Origin of the sequence: Paenibacillus sp. EKM206P, assembly GCF_011066155.1 — a bacterium.
Taxonomy (GTDB): domain Bacteria; phylum Bacillota; class Bacilli; order Paenibacillales; family Paenibacillaceae; genus Paenibacillus; species Paenibacillus polymyxa_D.
The window spans coordinates 71,460-94,781 of sequence record NZ_JAAMNQ010000013.1; the positions used below are offsets into that span (position 1 = coordinate 71,460).

Here is a 23,322-nt window from a genome sequence, read left to right on the forward strand (position 1 = left end):
ATGACTATCCTTTTTTGGAATAGTTTACTTGTGTAGTATAATACTTTTGAAGGATATTCTTTTCTATCAATTCATTTAAACATCCAAATAGAGAGGTATTTGATCATGCTATTTATTACAAAAAAAACAATCAATAAGCTAGCAGAACCTTATAGAGAATCTGACATGCTTATCTGCTATTCAACTCCACAGAGCTTTTCGGCTTATACAAGTCGAGCCATATTACTCTTAAATAATGATAGGATTATTATCCTTTTCCTCAATCTATTTTCCACAAAAGTAGTACAAAAAGTTGAATATGAAGTTGCTGATTTACAAGAACAAAAATATCATTCTGGACACCTGTCTTCTGCAATATGGTCATTTAAAATCAAAGGCCAGCATTGTAGGTTTAGGATAATCAAAAAAATTCTTACTCTTGGCTCTATGCAAAGAGATTTTCTGAATTTCTTGCAACAAAATAATTTAAACTAGCGACCGAGTAGATCGGTAATTTCTGTCTGCCTAAGGCGGGGCACCGTAAGTACTTTATGGGGATAAGTGATGAAGGTAATATTCGGTGTTTTTTTGTTATATATCATTGAGGGGAGGAATTCTACATGAACGAACAACTCATAAAAAGCGATGGAATAGAAATCTGTAGTGAGAGTTTCGGCGAGCAAGTTAACCCGGCAATATTACTGATTATGGGGGCTCAATCCTCATTGGTCTGGTGGGAGCAAGAATTTTGTCAGCGTTTAGCTGAGACAGGTCGCTTTGTCATTCGCTATGATAACCGAGATGTTGGACGTTCTACAACCTATGAACCTGGTCAACCGGACTATACCTTCGAAGACATGGCAGATGATGCGATTCGAGTATTAGATGCTTATAAGATTGAGCAAGCGCATATCGTAGGGATGTCTATGGGCGGTATGCTGACTCAGTTGATAGCTCTACGACATCCAGACAGAGTATTAACCGTGACTCTTTTAGCAACGTCAAATTTTGCTTCCGATCTTCCACCGATGGAGAAAAAGGTTATGGACTATTTCTCGAATATGGGAGCAATAGATTGGTCGAACGAACAATCGGTGGTCGATTTTGTGGTGGGTAGATCAAGAATTTTAGTCGGTTCAAAGCATCCTTTCAATGAGAAAAAGGTTTATCAATTAGCAAAAGAAGAATGGAAAAGAAGCAACAATATGGCCAGTATGAATAATCACGCTATGCTGTCAGGCGGAGAATCCTATTTGGCTAGAACAGGGGAAATAAACGTTCCTACACTGGTTATACACGGTACTGAAGATTCGATTATCCCTTATGAACACGGAATAAATCTTGCTAACGCAATTCCGCGTGCGGTTTTACTGACATTGGAAGGTGCCGGGCATGAGCTTCACTATGACGACTGGGATTTAATAATCGATTCTATCTCAAAACACACTTCGATACTCAATTAGGTCAGCTGATGTGTAGGATAGCTGAATAAAGCCGTTTACGAGAGAAACAATCTTCCTGAATAAAAAGGCAATCTCCTTTTTTAAGGGGATTGCCTTTTGCTATTTGTATGCCCTTATTTTCATGAAGACTGGGCAAGTCTCAAGTCTCAAGTCTCAAGTCTCAAGTCTCAAGTCTCAGGCACAAGTATCCCAAAGCTCCATCAATTTAGTTATGGCTGTATCAATGTTGTCTAGGGACACACCATCTCTGGCTTCCGTAGATATACCTTCCAGAAAGGTAACGAATAGTGTGGTTAACATGCTAACATTTGTGGATTCTTGAAGTTCTCCATTCTTGGTAGCTCGCTCAATACGAGCATAGAACTTGTTCCTAGTCACTGCTCTTTGCCTGATCAATAGTTCTCGAATATGAGTGTTCTCTGGGGAACATGTATTTGCAGAGAATATGACTAAACAACCCAAGGGATGGGTCTGCTCAGTCTGCATGATTGCTGAACTTCTTAAGGCTAATTCAATAGCTGTGCGCGATGAAAGTGAATAGTTTGTAAGGCTTGTCGATACTTGTCCGTATGTAGCCAAATACCGGTCCAGCGCTTCTTTGAATAATGCGTCTTTTGATTCAAAAGCTGCATAAAAGCTGGCTGAGGAGATGCCGCCCATCGCCTTTTTGAGTTGAGCCAAAGAGGTTGATTCAAATCCATGCTCCCAAAACAACATCATAGCTTGGGAGATCGCTTCGTCGCGACAGAATTTACGTGGTCTTCCGATTCTAACCATGGAGTCGCCTCCTTATATCTTGTACTTATATACTAATCGATCCAAAAGTAATTGACAAGACAGAGAGGTATCTTTAAAATGTGGATTGATCGATCCATAAGTAAAATAAAAGGAGAGCAAATCATTGGCATATATGCTTGATTTTTCGCTTGAACTTGTTTTGAAATCAATTTTAAGGAGCTGCGCTAATGTCCAGCAATAACTCTTCTACTACTGTAAAGATTGCTTCTTCCGCCTCCTCTGAGCGCTTTCCCTGGCTTGGTCTGCTTGCTTTGGCTATGACAGGATTCATCTGTATTATGACGGAAACGATTCCGGCTGGTTTGCTTCCGCAAATAAGCAAGGGACTTTATATTTCAGAGGCAATGGCGGGTCAACTGGTCACTGTCTATGCCATCGGTTCCCTAGTGGCTGCCATCCCTGTAGCTATAGTTACCCGCCAATGGCGGAGGCGTCCGCTGTTACTTCTGGCTATTTGCGGGTTCCTGGTTTTTAACAGTGTCACCGCGATTTCTTCCAGCTACATACTGACGCTGGCTGCCCGTCTACTGGCAGGAGTTTCGGCTGGAGTTCTATGGGGGATGATCGGCGGTTACGCTCTCCGCATGGTATCTGCTACATTGAAGGGGAGGGGGATGGCCGTTGCCATGGTTGGAACGCCGATCGCCTTGGCTATTGGTGTCCCAGCGGGGACGTTTCTGGGGAACCTCATGGGTTGGCGTTCTGTTTTTGGAATTATGTCACTACTGACTGTTATATTGATTGTGTGGGTGCTTTGGAAGGTGCCGGACTATCCGGGACAGTCCTCCGATAAGCAAACTTCGATCTATGCAGTCTTCCTTACACCGGGGATTCGGCCCATACTATTAGTTGTTCTGACCTGGATGACAGCCCATAATATTCTCTATACTTATATTGCTCCATTCCTTGCCTCCAATGGGATGGGTGAGAGAGTGGGTCTGGCGCTGGCTTTCTTTGGCATTGCTGCTCTCGTAGGTATATGGATAACTGGCGTATTCATCGACCGTTGGCTGCGTAAGCTTGTTTTGATTAGTCTTATTTCCTTCGTCTTAATTTCTATTGCCATGAGCTTTAGCAACTCCAATGTCCTTATGATCTATATCATTGTTACGGTATGGGGTTTAACTTTCGGTGGCGCAGCAACGCTGTTGCAAACGGCGCTTGCTCAGGCTGCAGGGGAGAGCAAAGTGGATATGGTTATGCCGATTAACACGACCGTATGGAATCTGGCTATCGCTGGCGGTGGGATGGCTGGGGGTATTTTACTTGAAACTTTTGGTGCGGGATCATTTTCATGGGCGTTATTCATACTCTTATTCCTTGCGCTTCTCGTGGCTTGGGGTGGCAAAAAGTATTCGTTCCCTCCACACTAACCTAGTAATTAGTGAAGGTTTTTTTAAAAATTTTCTTGTTATGACTTCTAACTTTAATGCACAGAAGATGCTGTCCCAAGGGCAGTTGCTATAAAATAAAGCGCATTGTCCAAGCCGATGTTGTCGACAGGGCAATGCTCCTTGTGTTTGCATTCGAACATACGATAAAAATGAAGTGCATTCCGCACCAGACTGGTAGCCTGTAAGTTCGACTTCACCATCCTTCAGAACTAGGAGCAAATGATGCTCTGTGTCTGCGAACGGCTTGTCGCCTAAGGAAAGTTGGGTAGGTACATAGATATATTATGATGGTCCCTCCGCGCTCCTTCGTAAAGCCAATAAAATGACCCATACTCTTGGTGTAAAACTGATTACGGTGGATGGGAAATCTACAATAAAAGAGAATTTTACGTTGGTTGAAAAACATTTATTGAAATAATGCACAATTAGATTAAGACTAATATTTATTTCTTAGAAATGTTATCCCGCCGGGTAGGGCTTTATTTGGTTTGTTCTATTTAGTAAATAGTCTGTGCTTGTATGGTGGAAATTAGCTAGTCTAATTAAAATCTCCGTTGGAATGTCTATTTCCCCACGTTCATAATTGCTGTATATCCGCTGGCTACAATTCAGATAATCGGCCATTTGAGTTTGAGTCAAATCCTTATCTTCACGTAAATCTCGAATCCGTTGATACATCATATTCACCTCGAACTAAGAATATCTTAGCGAAATAATCGCTATTGATTTTTAGCGAATAATTCGCTAAAATTAGTCAGAGGGTTAATAATACATATCATGAAGGAGTAGAACATGAGTATCTTGGAGAACTTTTATTACGGAAAATGTAACCCAAGTGAACGAATCAAATCGAAAGACACTGAGTTTGAACTGGTCTCTCAGAGAATAGCCGATGCTGAGGAAGCCCTCAAAACAAAATTGCCAGAACAAGATTACAAATTAATTGAAGAGCTTTCGGATTTACAAGATGTTTTAATTTCCTTATTGTCCGCTTCGGCTTATATTGAGGGTTATAAAATGGGGGCACTAATAATGATTGAAGTATTTGACGGGAAAGAAGAGTTGAAATAGGTAGTTCAGAAGATTGTAGGGGGCGATTATAAAAAAATTTGAAAGGTAGCTCCTTTATGAGGAGTTACCTTTTTTATTTCTAAAAGTAGCTAGCCTGCGGGATAAGGTTTTTTTTGTTTCGTTCTGTTTAACAAGTAGTCTGTGCTTGTGTTATGGAAATCAGCTAGTTTGATTAGAATCCTTGTAGGAATATCAACATCGCCGCGTTCGTAATTGCTATAAATTCGTTGACTACAATTCAAATATTCAGCCATTTGGGTTTGAGTCAAATCTCTATCTTCACGCAAATCTCGGATTCTTTGGTACATCTTATCACCTCCAAACCAAGAATATCCCAGCGAAATAATCGCTATTTATTATTAGCGAATATTTCGCTATTTAGTCAGAGGATTTCATTTAGGTTTAGAGCATGAAGGGAACAAACGTATGTGCATCCATTTATTGTTTGAAGTATATGATTTTGAGACTCAATATTTTTACCAAATATGCGCACCCACCGTTTCTTACTGCGCTTGCTTCTGTAGACATGATTTATGTTCCCTAATTTGGTTTGTTGAAAAATCAAAAGGCCGGCACATTGGCCGACCTGGTTCACCGAGGCTCGAAAGCGGCGGGGTGTTTGTCTTTATGTTGAACGAGTAAAAAACTTAACAACCTTTAGTGAACAGCATATTGGAAGCTCTTCATATTCTAGAATACCATCGTAGATGGAGCGAGCTATCATCATTTCTATTAACTACAGAGGATACAGACCTCAAGAATACTTTCATGGAAAGTCGCTTGTTCCAGGACTCAGCTCACAATAACCTAAAATCTCTTATCATAAATGGTGCTTACGTTCGGCTTGAGTTAAATGCACAAAAGGAACTGACTCCTGGTAGCAGCTTTGCTGTACTAAATAGATACTTTCTTCGAACCATGTCTACAGCTACGCCCCAAATAAAATTAGCCCTAAGTGAGACGACCTCTTCAGATCAGGTGCGGCTTTGTCGGTTAGCATAATTTCATGTTTGGGAAAAAGATAGAAAAATTGACTTAACTGTATACGATGAATCAGAGAAGCGACATTTAATTGAACTTTCTGATATTGAATGCTTAGATTCTCTTGACACTGGCGAATATGTAGAGGTTTATGCTTCTTGTAGCAGGGAAGAAACACACAAATTTTCTCTTTATTATTCAGCCTGATTGAAGGAGAAGGAGCGGAAATAGGATGATCATCAACTTTAAACTAATCGTAAAAGCTTGCTTTAAATGATAAAGATTTTGGCGTTTATTCATTGTTTCAATTAATTAAGACATTTCCAGAAGCCCTGACTATGGAGATTCAACACGCCAAACCTACGCACGATGACTACATTCAAGCCCGGCAGATAATTAAGAGTGATTATGTAGGTTGTGACCTGTTCCAGGCTGCATGGAGCCTCCTTCTGGTCAATCGCCTCGCTTTCTCAGGGATCTTCTAGGCCAATCCACTAGGAGGAATACGAGGGAGCCGACAGACACTGCTTTCGCGGTGGAATCCAGATGACCTGTGTAAGCGAATTAACACTATTCACGCCATGGGTGACCGCTTTACTGTTCACAACCAAGATGCTATAGAGTTTATTGAGGAATATTATTGGTACGATAATGCTACACTCCTGATCGATGCCCCTTACGTGAAACAGGGAAAGAATCTGTATTTACATTAATATGAAGAGGAGGATCACCTAAAGTTACAACTGTTACTGGAAGGACTATATCAAGAGTTTCCGTGTGCAAACCTAATTGTTACATATGATAACGATCCACTGATCGAACGAATCTATAAGTTTCCTGAGATCACTCGCGTTAAAAGAAGATTTAGTGCGTAAGTTATATATGATTGTTGATTAAAAAACAGATAAAATGCGGTAAGAAAAATAGTCAAGAAACAGTTTTGGTGGGAATATTTAGGGAACGATGAATAGCCAACACTAAATTAACAACAAAGTTGAATAATGCAACGATAGTATCATTCATTATATTAAGTCTCTTAACTTCATTGTAATTTGTTTTCTGGCACTATCTATAAATTTACGACTTATTGGTATTTCAACAATTTGTTTATCGTTTAACTTAGCGATAATTGTATTATTGCTAAGTTTTTTTACATATTTTACATTAACAATAAACGAGGTGTGGACCTGCACAAAATTATCATTAATTTTGGATAAAAGGGCTCTTGTTTGGAGAAGCGTTATATATATATCAGTGGGTGTGTGAATAAGTACTCTCCTTTTATTTTTTTCAAAGTAAATAATTTCATTAAAAGAAAGACTGTAAAAAACTTTGTTAAATGTGAACATAAATTTCGAAATATCAAATTCTAAATATTTAATAGCGCGATCCAAGGCAGGATAGAGTTTGTTCTTTGTTACTGGTTTTAAAATGTAATCAAAAGGGTTAACCTTAAAAGCCTGTTCCATATATTCTTTGAAACTCGAAATAAAGATAATTGGACAAGTATAATTATTCTTCCTAATGGTCTTGGCAATCTCAATTCCCGATAGATTAGGAAACTCAATATTTAAAATAAACAAATCATATGTATTACCTTTAAGTAATTCAATTAAACGAAATGGATTATAGAATATATCAATTTCAAATAACGAGGAGTCATATTCTAACAATAGATTCTCGATATCTTTTATAATAACAGGAACATCATCACAAATAGCAACTTTTATTACCATTGTTTCACTCCCATTATAATTTAATATTTTCTCTTATCCGCGCCTTTATAGGGTCGTTTCCAGGGATTACTTTTTTCAATGGATTTTACTTCGTGTCGTCAATTATGGCGCTGCACCTTAAACTCAACCTTCTTCGCCATCATGAGCATCCCCCCCCAGAACAACAGTACTCTCAGCCTCGAGTATCCACATTTGTAAATGCTGACCTTACCTTTTTCTTTCCCAAACTGCTCTATTTGAGAATCAGTTTGGCTAGCCGTATATTATGCTGCCCAAGCTCGTAACCGCTCGATCCCTACTGCTGCAAGGAACCCTGCCAAGATGGCCACCACATATCTTATCAGCATAAATGTCGGTTCTCTATAGCCAATTATCATACTAGAATAGAGGAAATGTCAATATATGCATTTATAATGTATTTTGTTACATGATATAAAAAAAATTCGAAAAATAGATTATTATCTAGTCAAATAGAATATTGTTTTCTATTTTGCAATCTTATGTATTTCTGTAAACATATATTGAAGGAGGTGAAATTCAATGACGAACGTTGTTTACTCTAAACCAACAATTGAGATAGTTGCTGGTTTTAAAGAATCTACCAAAGGGCTTTGGTTTGGTGAATATGTTGATGTTTGGGGTGGTAAAGCTCCCTGGCATTGGTAATTGAGAGAGAAAAGTGGTCATTGGATAATTTTGAGATGTCCAGTGATCACTTTTTGTAAAAATCGATTATTTTTGAGACTCATATGATATTAAATATATTGAAAAATAGGCGAGAGGGGAGACTACTATTATTAACATTCAGTTAAAAGAAAATTTAACGAAATCAAGTTCTGATAAAGTACCATTTCAATTACATATAGAGACAGCTTCAGTAAGTATTTTGCTTATTTCTCAACATAAGTATGTTAAGCATTCTAAGGGCGACCTAGAGATATATTGTATACCATGTGAATACACAAAAGTTGCAGACCAGATACAGGTAACTAAGGAATTTGAAATGTCAGGATTAGCGGTAACTTTTCAGGAGATTGTTTCTAAAGGAATCTTTGTTCTAGTTGATAATAACGAAGTTATTGTAGGTGGAGCGTTATTTGATGTTTCTCTATCATGGAAAATGTTAGATGATATTTTAATTATTAGTGATTCGGCCAGTGATATTGCAAGGTATTGTGGTTTAAATATATCAAAGTCAGCAGTTGCATTGAACTTGATAAGCAGCCTACCATATTATCCTTTTCAAAATATACCTTTATGGGAAGGTGTAAATAAAATCCACCCATTTTGTGTTTTGAAATACGGAAAAAATCAACAATTTGAAGAGCTCAAAATTTGGATGCTGCCAGCACTAAGTAATGATGTAGAATTAACACTGCAAAATATAAGAGAGCGTTTTTTTGAATTACCAGGGAATTATACTAGCAGATATGCTAGCATATCTGCTGATCTCTCTGGAGGTGTTGATTCAGCCGCAATTGCATATGCTTTAAAAGCACATTATGCAGACATTAAGCTATATCATGCAAAAACAGATGGTAAATGGAATAGTGATTCTAAGTGGGCCGCTATGATTGCAAATGATATGAATGAATCGCTAAATTCATTGCCATCAATCGGTATGTCTGGACGGAGATTTGAAACAGACATGTCATACTCAGGATTTACTCTTCCGGATTCCCCAGTATTTTGGGCAGATACAGAGGGCTATGTTGAAAATATCATTAATTTAAATGAGAACTATGGAGACTCAGTTCATTTCATAGGTATTGGTGGTGATGAATTGTTTACACCTATGCCAGCATATGCGTGGTCCATTGTAAGGCAGAACAGAATGCGTAGTTTATCGTTTGGATTCCAATATTGTTTACTTACGAGAACTTCACTCCTAAAAGGTGCATCAAATCTTATGAACAATACATCATTTAAAGAAGCACTAAAAACGGAAATAGATATTGGATTTGGCTATGCTAAATCACGGAAGAAAGAGTCTGCTTTGAATTGGTTTGGAAAAATTACAATTCCAGCATGGCTTGCAAAAGATTATCATGTTCCATGTTATCAGATTGCTATGAAAACTTTAAAAGAAATTTCTGGAGGTCTTGATTCTGACCGTTCTAGACATCAAGCACTAGAGTCATTGCTTTTTCAAAGGCGTGTACTAAGCCAAGTTAATGTTATTTATGGAAGTAGATTCACTTGGCTAGCTCCATTTTTAGATTCAAAGATTATTGAGTCTGCATTATCTATACCCATCCGGTATCACTTAGAATCAGGGATTACTAAACCCATGCTGTATCAAGCTACAAAAGGAATTGTTCCCCACGAAGTATTTACTCGGGGGTTTAAAGGAGATTATTCAACTTTTTTATACAACGGATATAAGGAATCTGTAAAGAAAAATGTTCATGCAGTTAGAGATTTCAAAGTGGTTGAACTGGGAATTGTTGACCCAGACATACTAGTTTCTGAATTATCTATGCCAACTGCTTTACGCGATCGAATTATAGCCTTTGAAAGACTATCTGCTGTTGAGCGATGGCTTCATAATGCAATGAGTTAACCTTCATATACATGAAAAATATTAAATTTTAGAAAAGGGGCAATGATATGAAAAAAATAAAAAGAGAACTTAAAATAATTGAACAAGATAATGGGGCAATGATTTTTGACAAAAGTAGAGGAATTTATTTTCAAGTAAACCACGTTGGAAAACTTTTAATTAAGAAGCTAGATGAAGGGAAATCTAAGAATGAATTAGTGGCTGAATTAGAAAAGACTTTCGGTTTAGAGAGTGCTAATGCAGAGAAAGATGTTAATGAATTTCTTTCCATGCTTAGAGAGGTGGGACTAACATAATGGACATACCACTATTTCCAGAAAAGCCAGAACAAGTATCAAATCAGGCAAAATGGAATGCTAGACTAGCTTTACTTCTATCAGTACCTCTGAATTGGCTCCCTCCAAGTATGATAGAAAAGATATTTTCTCGTTTAACGAGAAGATATCCAGCGGCTTCAAATGAACAAATTCAGGTTATTCGAGATGCAGTATGTACAGTAAGTATGAGATGTCGAAGTCAAGGAGGTTGTCTTAGACGTTCACTTGCGGTTGTAGTAGCTACGTGGTTAAAACGAAGATCTGTTAGTTGGTGTACTGGATACGCCCTAGAACCTTTTAGGGCACATGCATGGGTTGAATTAAACAGTATTCCAGTTGGAGAGCCGGATGAAATAAGTTTATATACTAAAGTTATAAGTGTGTCTATTTATGATGATGAAAAATTACAGAAGTAAAATGGAAACAATAATCCCAAATCTAAAGAACTTGAACAAGATGTGCAATATGAACCGTTTCACAGTAAATATTACCTTTGTGCTTCTTATTTGGTTCTAATCAGTTTCTATGATTTTAACTGCTATAAATAAACTTATTACCGAAAATAGGCGAAGGTGTTGTTTTTGAAACACGGAGCAACCTGATTAGCTAGTTGTTATGACTCCCCATTGTGTTATCGACGCCAGAATTACGTGAGAAGGTTGTCCAAAGTAAGCAGTATGTTCATATTTATATAGACGGCTTTTGAAAAAGTATTAAAGAGTTTAAAGAAAATATGGAAAACAACGAAAAACTAAAGGATAATATTGCCGTATGTGGAGTGGATATGTATTATGGGCATCCAATACCTTAATACAATTTCCGATAATAAAGGCGTTTCCGGATTGCTCTGGAAACGCCTTTTTATATAGGAGACTCTACTAAACTGAAATCGGCTTCCAAGATGGATTAGTATAAGCAAACCGTTTGGAATCCCAATCCATTGTTACTTAAGAAATCAAGTCGTGCGAAGTATTGCCGCCATTTTGTTTCGAGTACAGGTGTTGTTCGATCCAGCGAATTCCGTCTTCAGGAACAACAGGCTTCTCCCATCGCTTTTCTATAAAAATTTGATCGAAGAAAGCTATCCGGACTTTTGTTGCAATATGTTTAATATAATTCTGAACACCTGGGGGAGCATATGAAGTGACCACTACGGTAATCAACCTTCGTTCCATCCAAAATTATCCACGATTCATCCACAGAATATGTATGTATTGCCTCTGATGGTACATATTGGTTTAATAATTTTGCGATGGCCATTGAGGTAGCCAGATACAATCCCATCCTTGCGTTTACAATTCGAATACGCGGATCGGAAGGGATTTCATATCGTCGGTTCCCCGTCCGGATACCGAACTGTTTTTTTAAAGCTGGCGAAGCCGCAAGAACCACAGAGCCGGGTCTATTATCACCTACCACCGCTAAAAGTGTAGTAAGGGGGTCTAGCCCTCTGTCTACCGCTTCAATGGAAGATAATGATAGGTAAGGCTTTGATTTTATATTCATCTCTACCTTTTCCCCCATTCCACACCGTGCGTGCGACTTTCACCGCACACGGCGTTCCATCTTTTGAATTTAAATGCTTATAAGTTCCAAGTTACTCATCCGGCGATATGTGTTCACCTTTTTAAGTCTAAGATGATCCAGATCTAATTCCTCTATGAGTTGTATAATCGTATGTTGTGTGGTCGCATGCACTAGCCTATGAACGTCCTTATGGATGATTCGTAGGTTTTTAAAGCTGTCGTCTCCACCTAGACATGTGGGCAAATAGTGATGGCAATGCACCAGTTCTGCATGTAGGAAAACACCAGATATCTCACATTTTCCTTTGACCATGCTGTAGCGGCTGATTCTATTGTCCATGTATTGCACAGTGCGATCAGGCAGTGCTGATTTTAATAACTGTGCAATTTCCCATTCCACAGCGGCGTCCATTTTGGAGTGTATATACTTTCTGCCTTCCGCAGTGTAGGGAGTTTTGGTTTGCGTGAAGTTTAGATTGTTTGATGTACTCACATCTGGTAAAGGGAAGAGATATACACTTGCCACTTTGAATGTCCTATAGCTACTTGAATATAAGTCAGAGTAGGAGGGAGGCGCTTTATTAGGATACATATACCTACCAATTTTCTTCATACGGTTATAGATGAACGCTCTCAAATCATAGGCAAGACGTTTGAACTCGATGTTCACGTGAGTAGCATACCTAAAGTAATTGTGAAGACCTAATACAAAGCTGTTGTAGAGCTGAACATGATGGGCGATTGGATGCTCACGGATATTTTGAATGTGTTGTTTGACTTTCAGCTTGATATCCGATTTTTTCTTGTCACTTATGCCTGTATTCGCCACATACGTATTTCGCTTTTTAACCGCTTTGATGGTGAAACCGAGGAAGTCGGAAGCCTTTTTACGCAAGTTGACGATCCTTGATTTCTCAGACGAGATATCTAAGTCCAAACGAACTTTAAGGTATTCCTTAACGGCATAGAACCATTTCTCCGCAGATTTATAATCCCGGCAAAGGATTTTGAAGTCGTCTGCGTATCGCACGATGTAGCCTTCTTTTAAACCTGTTGTTTTGAGGGCTCTATACTTGTTGAGGAATGTGTAGTCGCGTTTAGGCTTAAATAATTCCCATTGACCAGCTACCCATTGATCTAAATCATTGAGGACAATGTTCGATAGCAAAGGGGAGAGTATACCTCCTTGTGGAGTTCCCTTGGTGGGAATACCTTCGCCTTGTATCGGGGCTTTGAGCATTTTCTGGATAATACTCAGGACTCTCCGATCTCTGATGCCCAGATTCCATAGCTGCTTCATCAGTGTCCTATGGTTGATGTTGTCGAAAAAACCTTTGATGTCGATGTCAACCACGAAGTGTAGCTTAGATTGATTAACAAGTCTCTGCACTCGTGCTACCGCGTGCTGCGTAGACCGTAGAGGGCGGAAACCATAACTATGATTGTAGAATTGGGCTTCAGCGATCGGCTCCAGTATTTGCTTAAAGCATTGTTGGATGAGTCTGTCCACGATACAAGGTATACCAAGTGGTCTTGTTTTCCCATTGGCTTTAGGGATGGTCACCCGTCTCACTAATTTGGGCTGATATCTTCTTAGTTTTTCTCTCACGAGATGAATGATCTCATCCTCTTCCAGTGATTTAAGAAACTGTATGTTCTTACCGTCAGTTCCTGGTGTGTTCGATCCTTTGTTGGATTTCATCGTCCGGAAGGCTAATAGAATATTAGCCCTGGATATCACCAGGCTGTATAAGTCCGTACAGACCTTTCCGCTTTTGAAGGATTCAAAGAGTTCGGTAAAACAATCTGTCATGCCGTAATAGTCCCAGTACCGGAGAGTCTGCATTGTAGCACCTCCATGAGGTGTACCCACATTCTTACCTGACCGATGCAGTTCACATGTTGGAAAATAATCATTGAATTCAAAAGACTCAGGACTGTTCCTCCGATCCCGTTACAGGATGTTCATCGGTCGTGTCCTTACTCTCACAAAGGTAAATGAATTTCGGCAAGAGCGCCTTATATCAACCACTAGGGTTAGCAGACCCTTAGATCAGCGTCCTTTGCTTTCCTTGTTCCTATCACTCTAGCTATCCTTTTCATCCTTAGGTGTCTCCTCTGAGCCTGTGAGCATATACCGCCATTGTTCGGTATAACGTCATTCCTATCTACGATTCGTACTAAACGTCGCACACCCCAGCAGTGCTGGTACATGAGTTTCCTCATGCCGATCCTTATAGACCCGTACATTCGGAGATTCGTCAGATTGTTAAGATCATTCTCACCATAGATGATTTTTTCAGCCGTCCGGCATATCATGAGGCATATCCAGAGGACTTAGCCCAACTTCTGCCGACTTTACCTAGCTTCACACCCTGCTTACTGCTTCGCAGCGCATGTAGGAGTATTAACGGGACTGTTTCAGAGAAACATGGCTCTCTTCATTCCAGCCCTCAAGTGATAAGTTAGACTCGCAATGGAGTCCCCTCATTTCCTGCTAGGCAGTTATAGAGGAACAAGTCGCACCATAGAAGGACTTCATATCTAAACAAGCAACCTCATTATGGGGAAGATTCGAGTAGTCAATCATAATTCAACCTCAAAAACAGAACGTATGTTCTTAATAATATACTACGTTTTTATAAAATTTATTCATGGGAATTTATTACTTTCGTAAAACCAGCCAATCATTATTTAGGCAATGCGCGTGCATACAGTTCGAGACGTGGTATATTTCATAAGGAGGGCTTTGTGTTGACTCCAGCGCATGATCGCAGAAGTAAGCTGAACAGTTTATGGACAGCTAATATCAAAGTAAAGTTATCATGCTAATCAAACTGATAAGGAGAGGACGGTGCAAAAGACAAAGGGAGTATGCAGTAATAACAATGAGATAAAAAGAATTATCCTTGACGACAATTTTCTTTTCAAAGGAGGCTAATTATATGCCTGCAAAAATAGCGATAACCGCTACGGTTAAAAAAACTACTCGAGTAAAACTAGAAAATAAAAATGTTATTTGTTTAGAAGTCGAAACCAATAGTAGCAATAATGGGCAAAGTAACTTAAAGGCAGTTATGCCAACATCAAAAACTGAGCCTATCAGCTACTCTATATTGGTTAGAGAAAAACTCTTCAATAAATTTAAAGCTGACTTAGAAATTGAAGCCGATATTACCGAAGAGCAGCTTGTTGGTTATACCATAACCGTCATTGGAATACCTACTTTAGATCTTCCGATGTCAATAATTGATGGTGATATAGGAGTGTTCGCTTATTCCTTGGAAGTAAATAGAGGTAGCAGCGAAAATAGCATTGAACTAAGATCAAAAAAAAGAGTCCAAGGCGAACGAGCAATAGAGCAGCTGAAGGAGCTCAGAGAGAAGAGTACTAGAAAAAGAAAAATATTTAATCAATTAGAAGCTAATTATATAAATAAGAAAAAAGAATACATGTCCACTATCTATCATCTATCAGCAGCTGTTTCAATACTTAACGATGCCATTGTCAAAAGCATACAAAAAGACCCCATCGAAATTATACTTCCTGTGCATGACATTCATGTTCCCTCTTACTTTTCACCACCATCATTTGATAAAGTAAAACGAGCCGCCGAATACTATGACTTGCACGGCCATTTCATGCCTATTGTTGTTTCATTTCATTATTCCAGGTGGTATGTTCGTGATGGATATACGAATTTGTTGGCTGCTAAAAGATTTGGTATAGAACAAGTCGTGGTTCAGTACAGTCAGCATTTTCATTTTACAAACGGAGGTTTACAAGAGGAAATTGCTGTTACCCAAGAGGATTTGATTTAATAATAATCCATAACACGGGGAGGACTATATGAATCCAAATGATAATCGTCATGAAAATACCCAGAATAAAGAAGACAAGAAAAGCCAAAACCAAGACCAGGATCGGGGACATACGATCATAAATACGGATAAAATTCTTGAAATTTCAAAAAAAGGAAGTCGAAAATATAGACGTACTCTTGATAAACTTTCTAATACATAAATAATCAGTCAAGTTTAAACTCAAGTAGTGCGTTTACGGTTAGTGTTGAAAGTTCTATTTCTGCAGAATAAGGGCCTTTTAATTACGTATATACACATACAACAAAGGTAGCACGATCGAGCACGCTTTATAGGGATGCATGTCCGAATCTTGGGGGCAGTAGTGGTATTACTGAACCTAAAGGGAAGCACCTCCCTGCTTATGATGATGAGTTAAAAGCAACGGTATGTAATCCAAATGCATGGAGGGTTCTTGATACGGACTACCATACCGACGGATATGTGAATGGCTGGAATTTAAAAGCGGAGTAAAGGAGGCGAAGATGATGAAAGAGAAAACATTAACTAGTATCCTTGCAGTTCCATTAGTAGTGGCGGTTGCTTCAGGTTTTTTCTATCTAAACACAGATAAAGTTGTCAGTGCACAGAATGAAACAATTGCAGCTGCTGACAAAGCCACGAATAGTCAGGTGGAGTATATCAAAATATCTGTTTCTTCAAGCACTTATTCCGATAGTTCTTATCAAATAAGAATCCGTGATCGAAAAAACCTAAGTGAAATTACTGAAGATTATGTGGGAGGAGTCCTACAAAATAAAATTATAGTTTCTGAAGAGGGGAAACGAGTAACCTCTATAGGAAGGGATCACATAAGAGGAAAGCTTGTAGGGAACACCTGGGTATTGCCTGCTAACCTGGCTAATGAAAATAAGAGAATTTTAAATATCTCTCTCATGGAAGAACAGAAAAAAGAGATGAAAAATCAACATTGGGTGAAATCTTTACGGCCGCAATCACAATCTAATGACGCATCACTTCAAGAGGTTGTTGCCGAAGACAGTCTTAAAAAAGAGACTGTAACCATTGATACTAATACAGGGCTTCCTGTAAAAAGAGAAGTCTTTGTAAAGGATAAAGAGGGGAATTGGACAGAAGACTCCGTTAGGGTTGAGGAGTATAAGTATTTAAACTCCATGCCAATGAACCTACAAAAGTTGAATGATGAAGTGGAGATCAAAGAAATTACCGCTCCTATTAAAGAAGATAAGTTATTAAAAGGGTAAATGTGAATTTAAGCGATTAAATGGATTGATAATTACCGAAAAAATCTCACAATTTAATGATGAAGTTCCAATCGTTAGAGTGGTAAAAATAAAGCTGATCCAAGAATAAACTGTACCCTCTGTAAAGGACATTTTAAAAAGGGCTTAGGCTGCTTGAAGAAGATGATCTCTGTATTGAACAGGGGTCATCTTTTTTAAATTCCATTGGTATCTGTAATGGTTGTAATAAGTCATATAGTCATCAATTTCACGTCTTAGCTCTTCCATAGTCGCACAGGGTTTGATGGAGGCCTCATCCTTAAAATGACCAAAGAAGGATTCTTGGGGGGCGTTATCCCAACAGTTTCCTCGTCTAGACATCGACTGGTTTAACCCCATTTTCTTAACCATCTTTTGAAAATCAGGATGTGTGTAATGTGTTCCCTGATCCGAATGAATAAAGGCACCCTTTGCTTTTTTAAATCTTCGATTTTTCTTCAGCTTTAGAAGAGTGTCCGTCGCAAGGTCCATAGTGATTCTCTCTGAGACATGATAAGCCAGTATTTCATTGGTTGAACTGGCCTTGATCGTTGATAAATAAGCTTTCTTGCCTGTGCCATAATATAAATAAGTGATATCTGTCAGTAACACCTTGCCGGGGATGTCCTGCTTAAATTCCCTATTCAAAAGGTTAGGAACAACCCGATGTTCCTGAGTCGCCTTTATCATCCTTTTATAGGGATTTGCCTTCCGGAAAGGACATACAATGCCGTATTTCTTCATAATTCTCCGGATCCGTTTCAAATTGTAGACAACCTTAAACTGCCCCTCTAATATCATCTTGATAGAACGGGCCCCTTTCTTGCGTCTTTTGAAACGGAAGGCCTTCAGGATCGTTTCTTTTACCTGTTCATCATCCTGTTCTCGTTGCTTCCGCTTTTCCGCTGATTCGGAAGACCAGTACTTGTAATAGCCACTCTTGGAGACCCCGGCCATTCTGCATAAATGGTTCACCATTCGATGAAGGTCGTATTTCCGGATAACGGTATGGATCAAAATATATTTCTGGCAAGGTGCCCAATCTACTTGTCTTTCAGCCCCCATTCCGCCATACGGATCTTTTTTAACAGTTCGTTCTCCGCTCTTAATAAGGCGTTTTGCGCTTCGAGCCTGGCGTTCTTTTCTTCCAGTGTCAGTTCCCTTCTAAGGGGTCTTCCAGATGATTGGCTCCTTGTATCGTGCAGACCCAAGACACCGTTTTCCCGGAAGCTCGCACGCCATCTTTTTCCCGAGGATCGTACTCGTTGAAGTCCGATTACATGTACATCAAATCCGCATTCCTCAAATATAGCCCTCGGTAGCTTGCCCTTTTTATTTTCTGAAATAAAAAGTTTCTTGAATTCATCCGTATATGTAATACCTTTTGATGTAACTGACTTAACATAAAGATTGTTAGAAAGCTGTTCGATTTCTTTCTCTGTAAATGTCTTTTTACTCATTCCAGTTCCACTTCCCATTTTTCTCAATATATAAAAAGTACCCTACGGAGAGACTTTTTTAAAGTGTCTACTCTATAGGGTACAGTTTACAGAGGGATTGCTCTAATCTTCTATGCCCCTACAGCAGCGTCTGGTGCGGCCAGTTGGCGGCCGCAGCCGGGCAGAGCCAGTCCGGACATTGCCCTGCCTCAGCTCCGCCCGGCTAAAAGCGTGAGGGCGCACTGCGCTACGCTTCGCGCACCTAGTGGCTTCGAAATGACCCGGCTCTATGCTGATGAAAACGAAAAAGGGTCGCATTAACCATTACACTCTTCGAAATCAGTTTCAATCGCTACATGCTTTAACACCCGATCACAAATACCAGCTATTTTCCAGCGGCGGAACCGGTTGTACGCCGAGGACCAAGAAGGATAATAGTCTAGAATATCCCCCATGATGTTCCTGTTCCAGGTAACCCACAACATCGCGTTTAGCACCACCCGATTGCTCTTCATCCTTCTTAATTTACCATCTTTAACTTTGTTTTGTTGTTTGAATACACATCATAAATCAAACCTCCGATTTATCTATTTAAGTGAAAAGTTAACAGAATATTCAAATTCACTACCATTATAAGGTAAATATTGAATGCAAAATAGAATAATAGTGCTATAATTAGGATGTTATTTACAACCGAGGGGGTGAATTAATGGAATATTTTACTGTTGATTTGAGTCCTTATTACAACAACATAGGATGTAGTTATCCTAATGCTCAAGGTGACTTTACAGGTTTTGGCTCTAGTTACCCAGGTGAGCAATTTCCACAGCTTGACAAACATGTTTTTGAGGTCCAAAGCTTTCCTTTTATTCTGTTTGCTAGAGAGAGGCAGCCCAACAATGTGGAATTCTTCAGTCAACGGATTGCTGTTCCTCAGCGTGTATATAATGCGATGAATGTATTGGGAGCCTCCGATAACGGGTCTTTTTATGAATACATAACCTTCTACAGACTCGGGGAAGCAACTGCGAAATATAGGCTGGGATTAAGTGACTGGATTGCGGACAGCCCACGCTTTGAAGAAAAGGAGGGGCTTCGGTGCACGGGGCTATGCAGATCCGATAAAATGATTAATACCTTGAATCCAGTGATATGGATGCAGGTGATTCGTTTTCAATCTCCGCTTGTTTTTGACGAGATTTTGCTACCGGATAACATGTGCATGCACATGTTCTCATTAACATTAGAAGGAGGGGAAGAGCTTGTTTGAGATGGAATTCCGCAAGAATCCTCTGCCCGGTGAGAATTGCTATATCATGGCCTTGAACAATATTTTGGATTATAAAGGTTTCTCCAAGTTTTTATCCTTGTGGAAGATATGTGGTTTGTTTTACGATGCCAACCCGGGCCATGCGATTGGAATTCTCAGCCCCCGCGACCTGTCCATTCAGGAGGAAATGCGTCTGATTCACGGTGTCGAGCTGTACACATTATCAAGCGATGATGTTGACGAGGTTATCAGCAACGTAATTCGGATCATCGAGGACAACGAGCCAGTACTGGTGTTTGTAGATGCTTATGAGCTGCCTTACCATCTATGCTACCATAAGAACCATGTCAAGCATTGTATTACCTTGCTGGACTACAGAAATGATGGGTTTCTGTTTCTTGACGATCATCATCAAGTCAAAAGCGAGTTAAGCCACGGGATTTTAAAAGCGGCAATGTGTCTGGATCATGAGAGCATCAACAACAAGCACGGCAGTTTCAAGGCAAGATGGATTTATTGCGAGAACGCGAGTAAAGACATGAACAGAGAAAATTTTTTACGGGTAGTCCGCCATAACACAAGCTTATTAAGTGGAAGCGACGGGGTCTTGGACTATGTACCGGATTTCCATGAACAGAGTGGGCTGGACAGCATTAGTGTCTTGCTGGAGGATTTGGATGCTATAGACCGAAGCCCGAGAGACCTTTATGCTGAGGAATTACAGGGAATTCATCATTACATTAACTTTGTGGCCAACAGCCGATATTTGTACTGCGAGTTTTTAAAAGAGGGAATCCCATATCACCATAATGTTCAGCACTTAATTGAAAAATACAGTCTTAGTGGACAAAGTTGGAAGATAATATCTAATATGGCTTTGAAAATGATCTATGCCACTGATCGAGCAGCAATGTTCAACCGATTGATGAACAAATTTCGAGAGGCGCAATCCTATGAGCAAGAGGCATTAAACGTAGGCGAATCTATTGCTGGATAGCACGACATCATGGACAAATGTCCAATTCATACTGTTGAAGGTGATTTTAGATGATCGAGGTTTCTGGACTAACCAAAGAATTCAAGGTGAAAGCGAGGTCAAAGGGCTTTCTTAATCAAACCCGTTCCTTCTTCAAACCACTTTATCATACCGTCACCGCTGTAGATCATATTGATTTCTCGATCGAAGATGGGGATGTGGTCGGATTTATCGGTCGCAACGGGGCGGGAAAGTCGACGACGATTAAAATGCTCTCCGGCATTCTATATCCTACTTCCGGCAAAGCGCTGGTGGAGCAAATCGAGCCCTACAAGAATAAAAAGCATAATGCAAAAAACATCGGCGTTGTCTTCGGCCAACGGACGCAGCTATGGTGGGATATTCCAGTTGCCGATACGTTTGAACTGTTCAAACGGTTATATAAAATCACCGACAAGGATTATAACAAAAGAGTAGCGCTTTTCCGTGAAATGTTCAGTATGGATTCTTATATTGACAAGCCTGTGAGACAGCTAAGTTTGGGGCAGCGGATGTGTGCAGATCTGTGTGCAGCAATGTTGCACAATCCTAACGTAATTTTTCTTGATGAGCCCACCATTGGTCTTGATGTAATCAATAAAGAGAACATGCGCAATTTTGTAAAATATATTAATGAGGAATTTAATACTACGTTTATTATCACCTCCCACGATCTTGTTGACATCGAGAATTTATGCAACAAGGTTATGATCATTGAACAAGGAAAGCTGATCTATCAGGGGGATCTGCAGCAATTAAAAAGTAAGTACAGCACAAGAGCCAGCATTCTGTTCACCTGTCGGAATTTGAAGCTGGATGAAGCGCGGAAGATCTTCGACGGCGCGGTGGAAATGAACTGCACTGGCGAAATGCTAACGGTGGTGTATAACCCTCTGAAGCATCAGAAGGTTGCGATAATCAGCGAAATAATAAAGCATTTCGATGTTCTAGACATCACGCTGAAGGAAACCAGCCTGGAGGAAATTATCAAGCAAATTTACACAAACTAGATCGGTTTTTAGGGAGGCGCAAAAGTGTTCTTTTATCTTACCTTTTTCGTCAACACCTTTAAGGTGACCTTCTCCTATCGTATGAACAGCTTACTCAAAATGATCAACAGACTGATTTTTATGGTTGTGCAGATCGAGATATGGAAGATTGTGTACGGATATGATTTTTCCAAAAGGATTTCAACCGATTACGGCCTCATATCACTTAAGGATATGATTGCTTATACGATTGTAAGCCATTTTATTTTTATTGCTGTACAATCGACGTCCTTGAAATCAGTCAATGAGAAGATTAACAGCGGTGATATTGCCCTTTATTTAATCAGACCCTATAGCTTTTTGACTTATACGTTCACGGAGACGGTAGCGGTAGCTTTGGTTTCGTGTATGATTCAGGGTATTCCGCTGCTTGTGTTCGGTATATTGTTTTTCAACCTGCATGCAGGTTCTTGGGCAACACTGGGCCTATTTGCTTTATCCCTCATCGGAGGTTTTATTATATTTTTCCAGCTTAGTTTTTTATGTAGTATTATTGCGTTCTGGGTCGTTCAAACCGGTCCGATCGATACCATTTTAAGCGGAATTATCAAGATTTTTTCCGGCGCATGGATTCCGCTGTGGTTTTTCTCCTCTTTTTTCCTGAAGTTGTCCAACGTTCTGCCATTCAAGACGATTTACTTTGCGCCGTTGTCCATCTTTACACATAAGCTATCTGGTCTGGAAATACGCAATACGTTTGCGGTTCAACTTTTATGGATTCTAATCTTGTTCGTCCTAGGAAGAGTAGTTTGGTATTTCGGGCAAAAGAAGCTAGTCATTCAGGGAGGATAATATGGAGGAACTCGGACTGTATTTGCAGTTTATCAAGACATATATGAAATCTAAGCTGGAGTACAAGTTTTCCATTGTGGTCGAAATCTTTGCCAATATTATCAATATCGGCGGGTTTTATGTTTTTTTGACGGTCATCTTTACACAGGTGCAAAGTATCAAAGGTTGGGAATATTATGACATTTTATTTCTTGTCAGCCTCAACTGGCTGTGCAACGCCATAAGCGGCTTTTTCTTCTGGGCTCCGAGCGTCAGGCTCGGCGAGATGATCCGAACAGGAACATTCGATACTCTGCTTGTCAGACCAATCCATCCCTTGAAATTTTATATATACCGCCAGTTCCAATACACCTTTATTGGCAGGCTCCTTATCGCTGTGTTTTTTTTGATCTATAGCCTCGCCCATTTAAGTTTAAACTGGACTTTTTTCAAGGCCGTCTTCTTTTTCATTGTCATTGTAAGCGGCGCACTCATTCACGGCGCGCTGTTAATCATCATAAGTACTACCGCCTTCTGGATTGTAAGCAATGAGGATGTCGTAAATTTTATAGCTTCATATGATGGCATACGTACGTTGATTGATTTTCCGTTGGCAGCTTTTCCTTCCTTCATCCAGGTTATTTTTACATTTATGCTGCCCTTTGCTTTTGTCAATTACTATCCTTCGATTTACTTTCTCAACAAACAGGAGAGTTATTCTCTGTTTGCTCCCTATCTGCAGTTTGGAAGTCCCGTTGTGGCTGCGCTGTTGTTCGGCGTTGCTGTCCTGTTATGGAATTGGGGACTCACCAAATATAATAGCGCCGGCGCTTAAGGCGCTCTATG

General features: G+C 39.6%; 23 protein-coding genes and 1 pseudogene. 16 read left to right on the forward strand and 8 right to left on the reverse strand.

Translation table 11 applies throughout. From position 1 onward, the window contains the following. The first annotated feature begins 105 nt into the window (after positions 1–105). A complete protein-coding gene (locus G9G53_RS21520) occupies positions 106–474 on the forward strand; it encodes a hypothetical protein (protein WP_165150101.1) in 369 nt (122 codons plus the stop codon). Between the two features lie 125 nt (positions 475–599). Beyond that, positions 600–1,442: an alpha/beta fold hydrolase gene (locus G9G53_RS21525; protein WP_069011176.1), complete on the forward strand. Its 843-nt coding sequence runs from the start codon at positions 600–602 to the stop codon at positions 1,440–1,442. Positions 1,443–1,616: 174 nt separating this feature from the next. On the opposite strand, the gene G9G53_RS21530 is transcribed toward G9G53_RS21525, so the two are convergent. Then, on the reverse strand, positions 1,617–2,219 hold the full coding sequence (locus G9G53_RS21530) for a TetR/AcrR family transcriptional regulator (protein WP_165150103.1): 603 nt from the start codon (positions 2,217–2,219) through the stop codon (positions 1,617–1,619). 188 nt (positions 2,220–2,407) lie between these two features. Between G9G53_RS21530 and G9G53_RS21535 the strand changes: the two genes are divergently transcribed. Then, positions 2,408–3,613 carry an MFS transporter gene (locus G9G53_RS21535; RefSeq protein WP_165150105.1) on the forward strand — a complete coding sequence of 402 codons (1,206 nt, stop codon included), beginning with the start codon at positions 2,408–2,410 and terminating at the stop codon, positions 3,611–3,613. A gap of 480 nt (positions 3,614–4,093) precedes the next feature. Here G9G53_RS21535 and G9G53_RS21540 read toward each other — a convergent pair whose 3' ends face one another. Further along, positions 4,094–4,315 (reverse strand): helix-turn-helix domain-containing protein, encoded by a 222-nt coding sequence (locus G9G53_RS21540; RefSeq protein ID WP_305954128.1) that lies wholly within the window; start codon positions 4,313–4,315, stop codon positions 4,094–4,096. Positions 4,316–4,426: 111 nt separating this feature from the next. Between G9G53_RS21540 and G9G53_RS21545 the strand changes: the two genes are divergently transcribed. Further along, entirely contained in the window at positions 4,427–4,705 is a 279-nt protein-coding gene (locus G9G53_RS21545; RefSeq protein WP_029515068.1) for a DUF6809 family protein, read from the forward strand. An 89-nt stretch (positions 4,706–4,794) separates the two neighbouring features. On the opposite strand, the gene G9G53_RS21550 is transcribed toward G9G53_RS21545, so the two are convergent. Next, positions 4,795–5,013 (reverse strand): helix-turn-helix domain-containing protein, encoded by a 219-nt coding sequence (locus G9G53_RS21550; RefSeq protein ID WP_044645949.1) that lies wholly within the window; start codon positions 5,011–5,013, stop codon positions 4,795–4,797. A gap of 1,695 nt (positions 5,014–6,708) precedes the next feature. Next, a complete protein-coding gene (locus G9G53_RS21555; protein ID WP_165150107.1) occupies positions 6,709–7,422 on the reverse strand; it encodes a LytR/AlgR family response regulator transcription factor in 714 nt (237 codons plus the stop codon). Between the two features lie 540 nt (positions 7,423–7,962). On the opposite strand from G9G53_RS21555, the gene G9G53_RS26755 reads away from it, so the two are divergent. The 4 genes from G9G53_RS26755 (at position 7,963) to G9G53_RS21575 (ending at position 10,718) form a co-directional block, all read left to right on the forward strand. After that, complete coding sequence (locus G9G53_RS26755; protein ID WP_165150109.1) at positions 7,963–8,088, forward strand: putative RiPP precursor; 126 nt, start codon at positions 7,963–7,965, stop codon at positions 8,086–8,088. Between the two features lie 337 nt (positions 8,089–8,425). Beyond that, positions 8,426–9,985: an asparagine synthase-related protein gene (locus G9G53_RS21565; RefSeq protein ID WP_165150111.1), complete on the forward strand. Its 1,560-nt coding sequence runs from the start codon at positions 8,426–8,428 to the stop codon at positions 9,983–9,985. Positions 9,986–10,032: 47 nt separating this feature from the next. Further along, positions 10,033–10,281: a PqqD family protein gene (locus G9G53_RS21570; protein ID WP_165150113.1), complete on the forward strand. Its 249-nt coding sequence runs from the start codon at positions 10,033–10,035 to the stop codon at positions 10,279–10,281. Next, the gene (locus G9G53_RS21575; RefSeq protein WP_165150115.1) at positions 10,281–10,718 is read left to right on the forward strand and encodes a lasso peptide biosynthesis B2 protein; all 438 of its coding nucleotides are present in this window, start codon (positions 10,281–10,283) and stop codon (positions 10,716–10,718) included. Before G9G53_RS21570 ends, G9G53_RS21575 begins: the two co-directional genes overlap by 1 nt. Positions 10,719–11,409: 691 nt before the next feature. Here the strand turns inward: G9G53_RS21575 and G9G53_RS21580 are convergent. After that, a complete protein-coding gene (locus G9G53_RS21580; RefSeq protein ID WP_338018502.1) occupies positions 11,410–11,826 on the reverse strand; it encodes a Y-family DNA polymerase in 417 nt (138 codons plus the stop codon). A gap of 51 nt (positions 11,827–11,877) precedes the next feature. Then, positions 11,878–13,674, reverse strand: a complete 1,797-nt coding sequence (ltrA, locus tag G9G53_RS21585; protein ID WP_165150117.1) for a group II intron reverse transcriptase/maturase — start codon at positions 13,672–13,674, stop codon at positions 11,878–11,880. 1,099 nt (positions 13,675–14,773) lie between these two features. On the opposite strand from ltrA, the gene G9G53_RS21590 reads away from it, so the two are divergent. From G9G53_RS21590 to G9G53_RS21600, 3 genes are all read left to right on the forward strand, one after another. Next, the gene (locus G9G53_RS21590) at positions 14,774–15,649 is read left to right on the forward strand and encodes a hypothetical protein (protein ID WP_165150119.1); all 876 of its coding nucleotides are present in this window, start codon (positions 14,774–14,776) and stop codon (positions 15,647–15,649) included. A 28-nt stretch (positions 15,650–15,677) separates the two neighbouring features. Next, positions 15,678–15,851, forward strand: coding sequence for a hypothetical protein (locus tag G9G53_RS21595; RefSeq protein ID WP_165150121.1), 174 nt, complete (start codon positions 15,678–15,680; stop codon positions 15,849–15,851). 325 nt (positions 15,852–16,176) lie between these two features. Next, the gene (locus tag G9G53_RS21600; protein ID WP_238437984.1) at positions 16,177–16,914 is read left to right on the forward strand and encodes a hypothetical protein; all 738 of its coding nucleotides are present in this window, start codon (positions 16,177–16,179) and stop codon (positions 16,912–16,914) included. A gap of 144 nt (positions 16,915–17,058) precedes the next feature. Here the strand turns inward: G9G53_RS21600 and G9G53_RS21605 are convergent. Beyond that, positions 17,059–18,392, reverse strand: a protein-coding gene (locus G9G53_RS21605; RefSeq protein ID WP_238437985.1) for an IS3 family transposase whose coding sequence is annotated in 2 segments (ribosomal slippage) — positions 17,059–18,002 and positions 18,002–18,392 — 1,335 coding nt in all. Because the reading frame shifts where the segments join, the coding sequence is not laid out codon by codon here. A 296-nt stretch (positions 18,393–18,688) separates the two neighbouring features. After that, positions 18,689–18,904: pseudogene (locus G9G53_RS21610) on the reverse strand (transposase); the annotation flags it as partial. Between the two features lie 176 nt (positions 18,905–19,080). Between G9G53_RS21610 and G9G53_RS21615 the strand changes: the two are divergent. From G9G53_RS21615 to G9G53_RS21635, 5 genes are read left to right on the forward strand one after another with little or no spacing between them, the layout of a single operon-like run. Beyond that, complete coding sequence (locus G9G53_RS21615; protein ID WP_165150127.1) at positions 19,081–19,641, forward strand: hypothetical protein; 561 nt, start codon at positions 19,081–19,083, stop codon at positions 19,639–19,641. A gap of 1 nt (position 19,642) precedes the next feature. Further along, positions 19,643–20,638, forward strand: coding sequence for a BtrH N-terminal domain-containing protein (locus G9G53_RS21620; RefSeq protein ID WP_238437992.1), 996 nt, complete (start codon positions 19,643–19,645; stop codon positions 20,636–20,638). Positions 20,639–20,688: 50 nt separating this feature from the next. Further along, on the forward strand, positions 20,689–21,666 hold the full coding sequence (locus G9G53_RS21625) for an ABC transporter ATP-binding protein (RefSeq protein ID WP_165150131.1): 978 nt from the start codon (positions 20,689–20,691) through the stop codon (positions 21,664–21,666). A 24-nt stretch (positions 21,667–21,690) separates the two neighbouring features. Then, a complete protein-coding gene (locus G9G53_RS21630) occupies positions 21,691–22,497 on the forward strand; it encodes an ABC transporter permease (RefSeq protein WP_165150133.1) in 807 nt (268 codons plus the stop codon). 1 nt (position 22,498) lies between these two features. Continuing rightward, entirely contained in the window at positions 22,499–23,311 is an 813-nt protein-coding gene (locus tag G9G53_RS21635; RefSeq protein ID WP_165150135.1) for an ABC transporter permease, read from the forward strand. Positions 23,312–23,322: the final 11 nt, after the last annotated feature.

Excerpts from the sequence above, each read along its gene's own strand:
- G9G53_RS21580 (WP_338018502.1), bottom strand. The coding sequence starts at position 11,826 with ATGGGGGAAAAGGTAGAGATGAATATAAAATCAAAGCCTTACCTATCA.
- G9G53_RS21565 (WP_165150111.1), top strand. The coding sequence starts at position 8,426 with ATGTCAGGATTAGCGGTAACTTTTCAGGAGATTGTTTCTAAAGGAATC.
- G9G53_RS21615 (WP_165150127.1), top strand. The coding sequence starts at position 19,081 with ATGGAATATTTTACTGTTGATTTGAGTCCTTATTACAACAACATAGGA.
- G9G53_RS21600 (WP_238437984.1), top strand. The coding sequence starts at position 16,177 with ATGAAAGAGAAAACATTAACTAGTATCCTTGCAGTTCCATTAGTAGTG.
- G9G53_RS21540 (WP_305954128.1), bottom strand. The coding sequence starts at position 4,315 with ATGATGTATCAACGGATTCGAGATTTACGTGAAGATAAGGATTTGACT.
- G9G53_RS21620 (WP_238437992.1), top strand. The coding sequence starts at position 19,643 with ATGGAATTCCGCAAGAATCCTCTGCCCGGTGAGAATTGCTATATCATG.
- G9G53_RS21545 (WP_029515068.1), top strand. The coding sequence starts at position 4,427 with ATGAGTATCTTGGAGAACTTTTATTACGGAAAATGTAACCCAAGTGAA.
- G9G53_RS21550 (WP_044645949.1), bottom strand. The coding sequence starts at position 5,013 with ATGTACCAAAGAATCCGAGATTTGCGTGAAGATAGAGATTTGACTCAA.
- G9G53_RS21530 (WP_165150103.1), bottom strand. The coding sequence starts at position 2,219 with ATGGTTAGAATCGGAAGACCACGTAAATTCTGTCGCGACGAAGCGATC.
- G9G53_RS21595 (WP_165150121.1), top strand. The coding sequence starts at position 15,678 with ATGAATCCAAATGATAATCGTCATGAAAATACCCAGAATAAAGAAGAC.
- G9G53_RS21555 (WP_165150107.1), bottom strand. The coding sequence starts at position 7,422 with ATGGTAATAAAAGTTGCTATTTGTGATGATGTTCCTGTTATTATAAAA.
- ltrA (WP_165150117.1), bottom strand. The coding sequence starts at position 13,674 with ATGCAGACTCTCCGGTACTGGGACTATTACGGCATGACAGATTGTTTT.
- G9G53_RS21535 (WP_165150105.1), top strand. The coding sequence starts at position 2,408 with ATGTCCAGCAATAACTCTTCTACTACTGTAAAGATTGCTTCTTCCGCC.
- G9G53_RS21520 (WP_165150101.1), top strand. The coding sequence starts at position 106 with ATGCTATTTATTACAAAAAAAACAATCAATAAGCTAGCAGAACCTTAT.
- G9G53_RS26755 (WP_165150109.1), top strand. The coding sequence starts at position 7,963 with ATGACGAACGTTGTTTACTCTAAACCAACAATTGAGATAGTTGCTGGT.
- G9G53_RS21525 (WP_069011176.1), top strand. The coding sequence starts at position 600 with ATGAACGAACAACTCATAAAAAGCGATGGAATAGAAATCTGTAGTGAG.
- G9G53_RS21625 (WP_165150131.1), top strand. The coding sequence starts at position 20,689 with ATGATCGAGGTTTCTGGACTAACCAAAGAATTCAAGGTGAAAGCGAGG.
- G9G53_RS21575 (WP_165150115.1), top strand. The coding sequence starts at position 10,281 with ATGGACATACCACTATTTCCAGAAAAGCCAGAACAAGTATCAAATCAG.
- G9G53_RS21635 (WP_165150135.1), top strand. The coding sequence starts at position 22,499 with ATGGAGGAACTCGGACTGTATTTGCAGTTTATCAAGACATATATGAAA.
- G9G53_RS21570 (WP_165150113.1), top strand. The coding sequence starts at position 10,033 with ATGAAAAAAATAAAAAGAGAACTTAAAATAATTGAACAAGATAATGGG.
- G9G53_RS21590 (WP_165150119.1), top strand. The coding sequence starts at position 14,774 with ATGCCTGCAAAAATAGCGATAACCGCTACGGTTAAAAAAACTACTCGA.